Source organism: Granulicella aggregans, assembly GCF_025685565.1.
GTDB classification, from domain to species: Bacteria; Acidobacteriota; Terriglobia; order Terriglobales; family Acidobacteriaceae; genus Edaphobacter; species Edaphobacter aggregans_B.
The window spans coordinates 2,143,537-2,156,345 of the sequence record NZ_JAGSYE010000001.1; the positions used below are offsets into that span (position 1 = coordinate 2,143,537).

Genomic DNA, 12,809 nt, shown 5'->3' on the forward strand with positions numbered 1-12,809 from the left:
ATTCCTGTTTTGCTGCTGCTTTCCGGTGGTTCTAATTACCGCTCCAGCACCTGGGTGGGGTGTGAGCCGTTGGCCACGATCACCACGCTGGTTGGTGACCCTGCGGAAGGATAGGGCGTGTTCTGGATCCCGGACAGGGCCCCCGTGCTCGGATTCAGTTGCAATCCGCTGACCGAAGCTTCCTGGAAGTTCGAGGTGTAGAGGTAGATGCCGAGTGCGGGATCAAGAGCGATGGCATTTGGCCCGGTGCCCGTCGTGACGCTGGTGCCAGCGACGCCGGATGGAGTTCCGTTGGAGACGTTCAGAGCGTAGGCGCTGATCGTCTTCGCGTTGTAGTTGGAGACGTAGATGTATTCTCCACGGGGATCGACCAGCAGGGCAACCGGATAGAGCCCGGTGGCGAACGGGCCGTTGACCATGGGAAGGAGTGTTCCTCCGGCCAGGACGGTGTAGCCAATCAACTGATTCGCGGCTTTATCCGTGACATAAACGAAGCGGCCGGTGGGATCTTCGGCGATGGCGCTGGGCTGGACTCCTGCCGCGTATCCGGCGAGTGCGGTAGTCCCTGTGACTGGCGTCAACGCGCCAGAGGAGGTGTCTTCCGTGAAGGCAAGGACCTGAGGCGTGGTGGGATCCTGCGAGACGACGTAGACGGTCGGGTTGAAGTTGGCTATTGCGACCGACACAGGATTGTTCGCCGTGTTTACGTTGACTGCAGCGCCAAGGCTGTTGTCACTGCCGATGGGAAATACACTGATGGCACCGGCACCTGAGGTGTTGGTGCCCTGGTATTTGCAGGTTACGAAGAGGAACTTACCGGCCGTGTCGATGGCGATGGCGGTAGGAGTGTTGCCGGTGGTCGCGGAGGTGCCCTTTGAGGTGAGCGTGCCATCGCTGCCAACTGCGAACTCCTGCACATTGGAATCGCCCTGGTTGACGACATAGATGAACTTGGCGTTTGGCGCGGCGACGGAGGCGACAGGATTCTTTCCGGCAGTAGGCGGGCTGTTGACGTCACCGATCTGGACCAGAGCGCCGGACTGGTAGTCCACCGCGTACTGGTTAATGACACCCGGTGAGCTGCTGGTCGTCGTGACGTAGAGATAAGCGAGCGTGTAGTCACGGGTGCAGGCGGTCAGGCCGAGGGCCACCGAGAGAGAGGCGATCGAGGCAACGGTCTTGATGGCTCGGGAGACTGTACGTGTGGTCCTGATACTGGACTTGGTCTGGCCCGTCTTCTGAAGGTACATGCGCTTCCTTTATCCAAGGGGCCGTCGGCCCCCTTTGAAAATATCTTTGCGAAACTCTACGGAATCGATGGTTCCGGTGGCCGGCTTCGGTGAACTGTGGGTCTCAGCCGGGCCGGCATGCCTGTCTCGATCCTACTAGAACGGCAGTCGAAGCTAATACCCTGACCTAATAACCAGGCGTCGGGTTCGGAACCGTGATCGCGCAGATTGGTAGTGTGGCGGCTTCGTAGGGAGAGTGGAAGATCGGCCTCAGTGATCCGTCTGACTGGATCTCCTCTCCTACGACCGAGTTGCTCAGCGAGCCGGAGGCGTAGAGATACTTCCCGCGCGTGGGTTCTACCGTCACGCAGGTAGTTCCGTTGCCTGCGGCCGTGCTGGCTGCAGATGTGGAGGTGACCGGCGCGCCGTTCGAACCCAGGTTGTATTCGCCGACGGTACCGTCGTAGTTCGCCACGAAGAAGAGCTTGCCGGTGGAATCGAAGGCCATGCCGCGAGGGCCAAGCCCGGTGGGCGCGGTTCCATTCGCGATCGCCGACGGGATACCGCTTGCAGGTGTGGTGTAACTGATCACGATATTGCCGGTGCCATCTGTCACATAAAGGTGGGTGCCGGAGGCATCGGTGGCTATCCCGCTGGGCAGAGTGCCTGTTGCGAAGCCCGAGGAGGGCTGATTGGCGGAGACAATGGTCTCACCGGCGACTGGCGTCAGATTCCCGCTGCCATCGGTAGAAAAGGCGAACAAGTTGAGCGTCGTGTCAGAAGCCGAGGTAGACGCGGAGTTTGTCGCCGCTGAGTCCTGAGCGATCACATAGACCGTGCTTCCACCGTTGCCGACCGCGATTCCCACGGGAGCACGACCGATGGAGAAGTTCTTGATCGCTCCGAGAGTCCGATCCGCGTTGATCGGAAATACGCTGATTCCGCCGGGACCCGGGCTGGCTGTCGTGAAGCCGGCCTGATACGTGTAGGCCACGTAGAGGAACTTGCCGTCAGGCGATATGGCGACCGAAGTCGGGAAGCTCCCGGTGTCATAGGTGTTCTGCGGATAGAGTTTTCCATCGGATCCGATGAGGAAGCTGACGACGTTGCTATCGTCGTGATGGATGACATAGATCGCCGGAATAGCCAGGCCTGCTGGCGTAGCCACGAGGCCGGAGGGCTTGCGTCCGCCCGAGGGAATCGGGGAGTCAGGCAGGAGCGTAAGCTGGCCGTTCTGGTAGTCGACGCGGTAGGCGTTGATGAGGCCTGAAGTCAGGCTGGCCGACGGAGCGTAAACCCAGGCCAGGGTGTAATCGTGGCTGCAGGCGGTGAGGCTGAGGCTGAGCGCGAGAGCTGCGGCGGATGCCGCCTTGGGTAGCCAACCTCTCTGGCTGGGCGGTTGAGAGTTCGGCCCACGGCTTATGTTGCTGACTGACTTCATGTATTTCCTTGACTCCGGTGCAGGCACTGCCCGCTGAAGATGCTGAGGTCTTTCTTTCGACTCTCTGAACCACTTAGCCCAGAAGCAGAGGGGCGGCGTCGAACACTTCGACGCCGCCGACTCTTACATACCGCTATCCACGATCAATAACCCGTGTTGGCGCTTATGACGAGGCAAGTCGGGTTGGCCACGGTCGGGAAGGATGAGCCGCGATCCAATGCGCTAAGTGCGCCCGTCTTAGCGCTGATACGTTTGCCGGTCACAGTACCCGAGTTTGAATCGGAGGTGTAAAGGTACTGCCCCGTCGGATCGATCGCCATGCAGGTCGGTCCTGAGCCTACGGCGTAAGGATTCAGCGTGGGGTCACCGCCCGGTCCGAGCGCCCCCGTTGAAAGGATGGTGAAGACTGAAACCGAGCTATTCGCGTAGTTGGTGTTCGGTGTCGACTTATTCAGCACGAAAAGGAACGGATTCGTCGCATTGCTGGTGTTCAGTGTCTGGTCGGGATAGCTTGTTCCGGCAAGGTTGGGAACGGTTCCGACATTCACCGTAGAGAGCGAGCAGTTGCTGCCTGCAGTGTAGGGAAGAATCGTTCCGGGGCCGCCTGCCGTCGATCCGGCATCGGTCACGTAAATGTAGCTTCCGTTTACGTTGACGGAAGTAGCGTTCGCGGTGCCCAGAGCGAGGGTAGAGTTCGTCGGCTGGGTCAGCTGCCCGTTCGAGGAGCTGAGAGAGTACGGGAAGACCGTCTGATCGCCGGAATCAAGCGTATAGATGCAGCTTGAAGAAGCGCGCATCTGAATGGGGTGATTGCCGACCTCAAAATAAGTGAGCTGGGTGCCGTTGGCATCCTTCACCTGAGCGTTGGTGATGAGAGACGGGCGTCCAGTGTTCGGGTCGAGTGAGAACGCCGTGATGGAGCCGTTGAAGTTGGTCTTGCCGTCGTAGTCAGGTGCCTGCTGGTCAAGGACGAAGAGATAGTTGCCCGTGCTGTCGGTCGCGATCCAGACGGGAACCTTACCTTGGCTGGAGTACGACTGCTGATAGCTCAGAACTCCGTCGCCGCCGACGCTGAAGAGCGCGATGTCGCCGGCGGTCGTGGAGCTTCCGCCATTCAACACATACAAGTAGCGGCCACCGGACTTCAGTGCCAGCATCACCGGGTTGGCCCCTCCGGACGAATACGGGGAACCAACAGTGGCGGTCAGATTGCCGGTGAAGTTGTCGATCTTGAATCCACCGATCTGGCCCGTCGACTCGCCAATTTGCGAACCGATGACCCACATGAAGCCGACGGTCCCGCCTCCACATGAGGTCATACCCAGACCCATTGCTACCGAAACCAACAAGGCCATTGAAATCCGGCCAATCCTGCTCAACGTCATGCGCTTCCTTAATCCTCGCGAGTGGCCGGAGTGCGCCACCACTTTGCTGCGAGCAATTCTGTAGGGATACGATCCTTGGCCAATTGTAGAAGGTGACGCGAGTTTATGCCACCCGGAGGGCTAGATTGTCGGCTGGTTTGCAAGTGAAGAGACGTTTGTTTCCATGGAACGGTTAGCAGGTCGGGCAAGAAAGCAGAAGGCCGGGCTGATGTGCCCGGCCTTTTGCGAAGCGATTGCGATGGGTGCGGAGGAGTCGATCTACCGGTCTCGGCAGGATTTCGCCGTTCTCGGCGGTTGACAGTCAATGCAGCCACAAAGCCGAACCATGCCAACTGCGGATCAGGGTCAACCTCGCCTGCGTTAGAAGATCTTCAGGTGGATGGTCAGGTACTTCTTGGGGTCCTTGCGGATGGTCGTGACGAGGTTTGTGCTCTCGGAGAGCAGCTTATTCAGATTGGTATAGGCCTCATCGTCGGTGGCGAGTTTGCCAAGAGTACCCTTGCCGCTGCTGACTCCAGCCACCAACGTGTTGACCTGGGTGAGAGTATCGCTCAATTCGCTGCGAAACTTCGGGTCCTTCAACATCAGGCCGAGAGCGCCCTTGCCAGCGTCGGCGTCCGACATGATGGAGTTGGCGTGGACGAGCGTGGAGTTGAGGTTGTTGTAGAGGGTCTCATCCTTGAGCAGTTTGCCGGCTGTGCCCTGTCCCTTATCGAGGCCGGAGACGATATTGTCGAGCTTGCCCAGAGTGGCGTTGAGGCGGTTGTAGAGAGCGTCGTCGCTGATCAGCTTGCCGATCGTGCCGCGTCCCTGGTTCAGATTGTTCGTGAGCGTGTTCAGCTCACTCACAGTGGCGTTGGCCCTGTTATACAGACCGGGATCGTTAATGAGCATGCCGATCGAGCCCTTGCCGGACTGGAGGTTGTCGACGATATTATTTGCCTTGGCGAGGATGACGTTGAGGCTTTCGAGCGTGCCCTGGCTTGCCTTCACGACGTCGGTGAGGCTCGGCGTCTCGAGCGTCTTCAACTCGTCGCCATCCTGGAGCATTGGTCCCGTCGCGTACTGGCTATTGATGTCGACGACAGTGTCTCCCAGCACGCCGAGAGTGGAGAGCGCGGCCTTCGAGTCCTTGTGAAGGCCTTTCTGATACTTTCCATCGATCTTCATCGTGACTTCGACTGGCGTCAGATGGCGCTGGGGGTCGGTGACTACATTGACGGCCTTGACCGTTCCGATGGTGACGCCTTGCAGATTGACCGGAGCTCCGACCTTGAGGGCTGCGGAGTTTTCAAAGTAAGTGGTGATCGTCAGCTTGTGCGAGAAGACACCCAACCCAGAGGAACTGGTGATGAGAAAGAGGAGCGTCGTCAGGATGACTACAGCGATGAGGACAATTACGCCAACCTTCAATTGTGACCATCGAACTTCCTGCTGGCTTGGCATATCTCCCCTTATATCCTGCTGTGGTCTGCGTCCTAAAGCGAAATCGTACTCACGGCTTCCGCGGCTCTCGATCGCGCGGCGAATGTTTGATCAAAGCTGCCCCGGGCAAACTTTAGCTTTGAGCTGAATCGGAGAATGAGCAGTTTCGTCTTTTCAGCGAGGATACACGAGTGTCGAGACATCCTGGAGAAGCTTCAACTGGGTGCGCCGTTCCAATATGGATGCCGAAATTCGAATGGAGGTTTCAAAAGTGCGGCGTTTGGCGGGGCGGAAGGAGAGTGTCGTACTCAGTCTTCGAGCACGACCACGGCCATGGCGACGTCACGGCTATGGGTGAGGGTCAACGCAGCTGTTCGTACGCCGAGTTTCAAAGCGCGTTCGCGGGCGCGGCCCGTCCAGTGCAGAGTGGGCTTGCCGCTGAGCTCGCGACGCACTTCGATCTCCGGCCAGGAGATGCCGTGGCTGATGCCGGTGCCCAGTGCTTTCGCCCCAGCCTCTTTCGCAGCAAACCGCGCGGCGAAGCTTTCGGCTGCATTGCGCTTTCTCTGGCAGTAGGCGATCTCTTCGGGAGTGAAGACGCGGCGGAGGAAGCGAGTGCCGAATCGGTCGATACTCTTTGCCACGCGCGCAATCTCGATCAGATCGGAACCGAGGCCAACTACCATTTATCTCTCCCGCCGGGTCTTGCCCAGTCTGTCATGTGACCTATGTACCTGAAAACAGCTTCACGAGGACCGCATCGGGGTCCGATGAACAGTCTAACGGCCAAGCAGACAGAGCCGGGAAGGAAGCTCAGCGAATGCAGGTTCTTGACATCCAGGGCTACAGTTATGAACCGAGCGAGGGCCTGCTCCGCACCCTCAATCGTAGCCTCGTCACCTCTGGTGGATGGATCATCGACCGGAGGCCCATCTCCTCAACGAACTACGAGTTCACTCTCGAGATCGAACTGCGCTTCGTGCTGGATCTCTACGCCGGAGTGATCGCTTCGGGCGTGGAACTGACCCGGGCCAACCACCTGGCATTCACTGATCTCTGCACCTGCAGGCTGCACCTGCGGGGCAGCAGCGAGCTTCGTCAGATCATCGGCATCCGGCTCGAGGTTTGCTTTCTAAGTCAGCAGGGCTCGAACGCCCTACTGCACCCCGGCTATAGCGTTGCTTGAAGCAGCCCTACAAAGCAGAGATCACGATGATGACGACGAGAGCACCCAGCAAGAGGCTCCGCTTGTCCGTGATCGCATAGACGACCGGATCTTCATCGAGCTCGCCGCGCGATGCGAGCAGCCAGAGGCGGCTGATCCACAAGAGCAGGACAGGCAGCAGCAGCCATAGTCGCGTGGTGTGCGTGTAGAGCGGCTCTGCGTTCAGGCCGGAGATGTACTGCGTCAGGACGAAGACGGAGACGTAACCGCTGGCTGAACCGAAGCTACGAAGCTGTTCGATGTCGGAGATGAGGTAGCCGCGACCGTTTGCTGGAGCTGCTCCCCGAAGTCTCAAACTTTCAAGTTCCGCAAAACGTTTGACGAAGGCGAGCGAGAGGAAGAAGAAGATGCTGAACGCCGCCAGCCATGGCGAGATGGGAATGCCCGTGGCAGCTGCGCCCGCGATGATGCGGATCGTATAAAGGCCCGAGAGCACGATGACATCAACCAGCACCATGCGCTTCAGGGAGAAAGAGTATGCCGACGTGGTGACCGCGTAGATGCACAGCCACATCACGAACTTGTAGGGCGCCAACAGGGTTTGTGACGAATCAATCAGGGTAACGATGTTGGGCAGCAGGAAAGCGAGTGTGAAGGCTGCAAGAAGAAACAGGACGACCACGGCGACGCCCTTGATCGCTGAGAGATCTCCGGACGCAAAGGGCCGACGGCGCTTCTTCAGGTGCTTGCGGTCAGCTTCGATATCCAGAAGATCGTTGACGATGTAGGTGCCGGAAGCGCAGAGGCCAAAGCTGAGGAAGGCAACCAGTGTCCCGGTAATGAGGCCGCCGTTCCAGCGGTGCGCGAGCAGTAGCGGCAGGAAGATAAGGATGTTCTTCGACCACTGATGCAGCCGGATCGCCTTCAACCATGCCTTTAGTGTGGACGCCTTGTCGATGAAGCTGCGGACAGGCGTGACCTTCGCGCTGCGAAGGCCTGCTTTGAGTCCAGCCGTGGGATTGGCGACCATGGGTGCCTGGCAGTGGGTCAGCAGTGGAATGTCCGGCGAAGCGTTGCCGATGTAGCAGAAGTTGTCGCCGAAGCGGTCGCGGAAGGCAGCCAGCTTATTTTTGCCGGCAAGGTTCACGGCTCCGTCGGAAGCGAGAACCCCTGTAAAGAGGCCGAGATGATCGGCAACGCGCTCGGCGAGAGCCTTGTCCGCGGCAGTGGCCAGGTAGATCGCTCTTCCTGTCGCGTGCTCCTGCTCGAGGAACTGAATCAGCTCGCGGTTGTAGGGAAGATGGGTTACGTCGAGCGTAACGGCTGAAGTGATGTGCTTCTTGAGCGCGGCCTTGCCTTGCATGAGCCATCCCGGCAGCTGAAGCAGGGCTTGCGGCTTCTGACGCGCGAGCGCCAGTGTGGAGTCGACCAGGGTGTCGGATTTCACGAGGGTGCCATCGAGGTCGACGCAGAGCGCGACATCGAGCGGTAACGCCAGACCATCGACGATCGTTGCTTCAGGGAGTAACGCCGTGGGTGTGTCCATGGGGATCGACATATCCTTTCGGGGTTCTGGGGCTGACTTACCTTATTATCGTCTATCTGTTGCTCTTACGGACGATTTTGGGGCGTGCAACTTCAAGGTCAGCGCCCGTGGATCTGTCACCACTGATGGGTTGCGAAGCCGACCTTGAGAAAGAATCCTGCAAGCGCGGCAAGCACCAGGGCAATCGTAAGAGGCAATGCCGACGAGGCGAACCGCTTGCGTGCCGCGCCTACCAGGAGCAGCAACAACCATGCAAGCAGCATGAAGAGGATGCCATCCCAGGCGAAACTTCTTGCTCCGGATAACTGAGTCTCTATGTGAAAAGGGTGATAAAAGACGCCGCCGATGACATCCAGCAGGAGAAACAGCGAGAATTCCGCAACGATGGCAAGAAGCTTTTTCATAGATGACTTCCGAGCTGACTCTGTTTCCAAGAAAGTTGGACGTCAAGAGATGGGAGATTACTGCACGGTGGACTCGAAGATGTGGAAGCGGTGCTCCAGTTGCCATTGCTGACTTGCTTTATCGCTATTCTTCAGGAACTCGCCGCATTTGCCCTTCGGCTCGTCTGCTCCAATCGGTTGACCGGCGCAGGCAGCGACGACCGCGGTGAAGCGGTCGTTCTGCTGCCAGAGGCTGTCGCCAGCGAGGAAGCTGTGCTCGAGGCCGGTACGCACCATGGTCTTCAGCTCGGTGTAGCTCAGCCCGTACTCCATGGCTGCCCGGGTGTACTCGTGCGTCATGTCGATGCGGCTCACGCCTTCGTCGTCCGTAGAGAGGGCGACTGGTACGTGCGCCGCGAGATAGTCAGGCAGCGGGTGGAATGGAGCTTCAATGCCCAGGATGCCGTCATTCGAGGTCAGGTTGATCTCCGCCATGATGTGGCGGTCTGCCATCTCCTTGAGCAGCGCTTGCGGGTCGTCCTCGTACATGACATCGACCCCGTGGCCGATGCGCTCTGCATGGCCAAGGTCGATCGCCTCGCGGATATGGAAGCGAAGTCCCTCGGGCGGAACCAGGCCGGGTGCGAGCTCGCCGGCGTGCAGGCTGATGTGGACCTTGGGATAGACCGAGTGGAGATAGTCGAGTATCCGCATCTGGCGGCGATACTCGCTCATTGCCATGTAGTCGTCCTCTGGCTGGACGAAGTTCAGGCCCACCACGTTGGAGTCGGCGGACGCGACCTCGAATCCCAGCAGCGTCTGCGCAAAGACCTGCTGCGGAGAGTTCGAACGGAGGATCTGATAGAGGAAACGGATGGTGACCGAGCATCCAGCCTTTGCGTCGGGCTGACCGCAGTGCTCGATCTGGTTGCGGTCGGCGAGAGCGTCCGCGTACTCGCGCCGGTCAGTGGCCACTTCATCCCGCAATCCGGCAGCGAGCAACTGATCGCGCAGCTTGCTGAGTTCCGCCGGGGACGTTCCTGTAACGTCGTCTTCGGCGGTGACACGTGCTGAAGCGGGTCGCGCCGGCCAGCCCGCTTGATAGCCCAACTTCGCGGCTGCGGAGAAACTGGGGGTTTCCATGATCTCCAGATACTGCTCGTTCTGAGCGGAGGCGCGAGTCGCAACCTCATCCAGCCACTCTCCAAGATGATTCTTCTCGACGCCTCCGAAGCGGCCGAAGGTATCGAAGAACTGGTCGTGGCCACTCCTGCCGCTGACCGGCACAAAGCTGCGCATGGAGAAGGTGTCGATCAGCGACTTGTACAGCTCTTGATTCTTGAAAGCGTCCGCTGCGGGAACCGAGCCCTCCGCGCACACTGCTTGCGCCGGCAGGCCTTTGGAAGTTCCGACGTTCTTCTCGAACTTCATCTTTGAAAGGTTCACACACAACAGATCAGCGGCTGCGTCGCGAAGAAACGTCTCCGCGTAGATGGCACCCGAGAGATGCATGTGCAGGTCCGCCCCCTTCGGCATCCGTTCAATCAGCGCGTGTAGCGCGAGTGGATTCTTGCGCGTCGCCTCAAGCGTTCGGGAGGTCTTTTGTTCCAGCGGCGTCGACGCACTGTTCTGTCCCAGGACGGATGTCCCGATGGCTGCGGTCCCAAGTGATAGAGAGAGAAGAGCGAGGCGGATGACGCGAGGCATGAGTTGTCCTTTTGCGGGCAGACGTCGTAATTCAGAGTTGCGGTCGGTGACCTGAGGAACGGATGGCACCAGAATACCCGACGACTGGCCTGGCGAGTACCCCAGGACAGAGTTTGGCGGCGAGGCGTTCCGTTGCTATACTGAAGAAGTCGTTTGGGCCGCTTGCGTGCACAGCGGTCAGCTACTCTGTCCTATCCCCAACAGGCAGGCTGGTTTTACAGACGCAGAGAATGTGTGCGGGCGACCTTGGCGGCCCCGCGACACTCGTTGTTTTACACATCAGCCAAGGCCAGATAGCTCAGTGGTAGAGCGCGGCCCTGAAAAGGCCGGCGTCGGCGGTTCGATCCCGTCTCTGGCCACCACTTCGAATCAACGACTTACGAGCTGGTCGCAGAAGCGCTTCACTCTAGGGGCAAGCCTGATTTTCGCCCTAAGTTGCTTATTTTGAATAACATATTTTTTGGGCACTCAAAGGGCTGGCGTCTAAGACTGCACTTTCTAAGTAATTCATTTTGAGGGACTTATCGAACCCCCAAAATCGCAACCGTTCACAGACACATATAAGACACATTTCTGGTACGGCACAGGCAGTTTCATGCCCAATTCATCGGGGTTTTGTGCGTTCCGGGCGAGACACTTTTCGATTTCTTTGGCCTTTTTCAAATTGAGCAGGTCTTGAACGATGACTTTCATCCAACGCGGAAGCGCTTGCCGGCCCTGCTGCAGGTTATGCCGAATTGAGCTGGCTTGCTGAGGATGAGTGAGTGCCTTGCGGAGGCGGGTGGTCCTCGCCATAGATGGCGTGGGAGAGCAGGACATGATCGCCCGCCACATGGCAAGGCAGGATGTGCTGATCGTGGCCATGCCGAAGCGGAAACAGAGCGCGGAGTTCGAACCTTCAGTCGCAGCAATCGACCGCTCGAGCGCGTTGACCGTGGGGGTTGGCTACGCGGGAGTAGCCGTAGCCCTTATTCACGCCCACGGTTTCGTGGACGCATGTCGCGGTCTGATGGATAGGGAAGAGAATGGATTTGGACTGGCTCTCGTAGACACGGTTAGAGTGAATGACGAGAGTAGACAGTTGGAAGGCAGGACGGTCGGACATAGGCCTCTCCTTTGAGAGCGGAGCACGAATAGCGTATGGCTGGATGATTGCGCTTAGCCTCAGCCGGCCGCTCAGAAAAGAGAGAGTCTACCTGTCTTTTTATGGCTTGATGCCATCGGGGTACGCACGGCCATAACGTTTCGTGCAATGCACGGGAAGTTATTTTGAGTCATGTCGGATTGCGTTCCTTCTGTATGATCACCAATTCCATCGCTGCGCTGCAATAGCGCCTGCCAAGAACGAAGGCCCGCTCGAGCTGCAAGCGGGCCTTGCAGGATCGGTTGGGTTGGCGGACCGCTACACTGTTCCGGGTTTGAGGACCTGTTGCAGTGCTCTTCTCGCCTTGTCGTTTTCCGCAGCAGTTCCGATCGTGATGCGAACCCAGTTGTTATACGGGGGAAAGGCGCGCGCGATTTGAATGCCGCGGTCTAGCATCGGCTTAGCAACGTCGTCATGGGGTCGGCCCGCGTCGAAGAAGATGAAGTTGGCTCCGGAATTGGTATGCGGCAGATGAAGCTGCTCTAGAAGGGCGAGCCACTTCTTCCGTTCGCTGGCGACGGTCGCGCGAACGGTCTCGACGTGCTGCTTGTCCGCGAGCGCGGCTGAGGCTGCCGCCATGTTCAGACGCCCAAGGGATTCGGCATCGCCCAGCCCCTGCCCGCGCAACGTTGCCCCGAGCTTCTTCGGAACAAGCGTGTAGCCGATGGGCAGGCCTGCGAGGCCGTGAATCTTATCGAACGTGCGAAAGACGAGAACGTTTGCGCCATCGCGTACGAGCGACACGGCAGACCTTGCCTCGAAGTCCTGCGTGAACTCCAGATAGGCTTCATCCACGATGACCGGTGCCTGCTTTGAAGCTTCACCGAGAAAGGCCTTGAAGGCGTGGCTATCGCTGACCGTGCCAGTTGGGTTGTGAGGGTTGATGAGGTAGATGGCGCGGGTTTTTGCGCTTACCTTTGACTGCAAGGCGACAAGGTCGTTCTCATACCTCTCATTGAGAGGGACAGGAACACCTACTCCGCCAACGTGAGAAGCTGCGTCGATCAGGGCGAGGTAGCCGGGGGTCGAGTAGATGAACTCGCCTCCCGGGCCGCCGTCGCTTCCGAGGTAGAGGCCCAACGCTCCGAGGATCTCGCCGAGTACAACCTGATCTGCGTCGATGCGTTCGTAGGCCGCGATCTGTTCGGTGAGGTCCTGTGCTGCCTTGTTGTCGCCGTAACGGGAGAGGCGTGATAGCTCCCGTTGAATTGCTGGAGCTACGTTCGCTGAAGCCCCGAAGGCATTCTCGTTGAGATTGAGATGCACGAGATCCTCGTGACCTCGTGCATCTGGAAGAGCTTCTGCTCCGTTTGTAAAGATGCCGGCGGCGAGCGCAAGGCCGGAGGTCTTTAGAAGGGACCTGCGTGTCAAAGATTCCATGATT

At 58.8% G+C, this 12,809-nt stretch carries 11 protein-coding genes and 1 tRNA gene; 2 read left to right on the forward strand and 10 right to left on the reverse strand.

The features are described 5' to 3' along the window. Positions 1–35: 35 nt before the first annotated feature. The 5 genes from OHL18_RS08560 to acpS all read right to left on the reverse strand — a co-directional run bounded on the left by OHL18_RS08560 (position 36) and on the right by acpS (position 6,166). The gene (locus tag OHL18_RS08560) at positions 36–1,250 is read right to left on the reverse strand and encodes a lactonase family protein (RefSeq protein ID WP_263374391.1); all 1,215 of its coding nucleotides are present in this window, start codon (positions 1,248–1,250) and stop codon (positions 36–38) included. A gap of 166 nt (positions 1,251–1,416) precedes the next feature. Then, positions 1,417–2,670: a lactonase family protein gene (locus OHL18_RS08565; RefSeq protein WP_263374392.1), complete on the reverse strand. Its 1,254-nt coding sequence runs from the start codon at positions 2,668–2,670 to the stop codon at positions 1,417–1,419. A 143-nt stretch (positions 2,671–2,813) separates the two neighbouring features. Then, a complete protein-coding gene (locus OHL18_RS08570) occupies positions 2,814–4,025 on the reverse strand; it encodes a lactonase family protein (RefSeq protein WP_263374393.1) in 1,212 nt (403 codons plus the stop codon). A 390-nt stretch (positions 4,026–4,415) separates the two neighbouring features. Next, the gene (locus OHL18_RS08575) at positions 4,416–5,501 is read right to left on the reverse strand and encodes an MlaD family protein (RefSeq protein WP_263374394.1); all 1,086 of its coding nucleotides are present in this window, start codon (positions 5,499–5,501) and stop codon (positions 4,416–4,418) included. Positions 5,502–5,788: 287 nt separating this feature from the next. Further along, complete coding sequence (gene acpS, locus OHL18_RS08580) at positions 5,789–6,166, reverse strand: holo-ACP synthase (RefSeq protein ID WP_263374395.1); 378 nt, start codon at positions 6,164–6,166, stop codon at positions 5,789–5,791. A gap of 134 nt (positions 6,167–6,300) precedes the next feature. Between acpS and OHL18_RS08585 the strand changes: the two genes are divergently transcribed. Next, the gene (locus OHL18_RS08585; RefSeq protein ID WP_263374396.1) at positions 6,301–6,666 is read left to right on the forward strand and encodes a hypothetical protein; all 366 of its coding nucleotides are present in this window, start codon (positions 6,301–6,303) and stop codon (positions 6,664–6,666) included. A 7-nt stretch (positions 6,667–6,673) separates the two neighbouring features. Here the strand turns inward: OHL18_RS08585 and OHL18_RS08590 are convergent, their stop codons facing one another. From OHL18_RS08590 to OHL18_RS08600, 3 genes are all read right to left on the reverse strand, one after another. Next, positions 6,674–8,191: a UbiA family prenyltransferase gene (locus OHL18_RS08590; RefSeq protein WP_263374397.1), complete on the reverse strand. Its 1,518-nt coding sequence runs from the start codon at positions 8,189–8,191 to the stop codon at positions 6,674–6,676. 116 nt (positions 8,192–8,307) lie between these two features. Further along, positions 8,308–8,595, reverse strand: coding sequence for a hypothetical protein (locus OHL18_RS08595; protein WP_263374398.1), 288 nt, complete (start codon positions 8,593–8,595; stop codon positions 8,308–8,310). A 57-nt stretch (positions 8,596–8,652) separates the two neighbouring features. Then, a complete protein-coding gene (locus OHL18_RS08600) occupies positions 8,653–10,281 on the reverse strand; it encodes an adenosine deaminase family protein (RefSeq protein ID WP_263374399.1) in 1,629 nt (542 codons plus the stop codon). 287 nt (positions 10,282–10,568) lie between these two features. On the opposite strand from OHL18_RS08600, the gene OHL18_RS08605 reads away from it, so the two are divergent. Further along, a tRNA-Phe gene (locus tag OHL18_RS08605) sits at positions 10,569–10,643 on the forward strand. A 536-nt stretch (positions 10,644–11,179) separates the two neighbouring features. Here OHL18_RS08605 and OHL18_RS08610 read toward each other — a convergent pair. Beyond that, positions 11,180–11,386: a hypothetical protein gene (locus tag OHL18_RS08610; RefSeq protein ID WP_263374400.1), complete on the reverse strand. Its 207-nt coding sequence runs from the start codon at positions 11,384–11,386 to the stop codon at positions 11,180–11,182. A gap of 297 nt (positions 11,387–11,683) precedes the next feature. After that, on the reverse strand, positions 11,684–12,805 hold the full coding sequence (locus OHL18_RS08615; protein WP_263374401.1) for a pyridoxal phosphate-dependent aminotransferase: 1,122 nt from the start codon (positions 12,803–12,805) through the stop codon (positions 11,684–11,686). Positions 12,806–12,809: the final 4 nt, after the last annotated feature.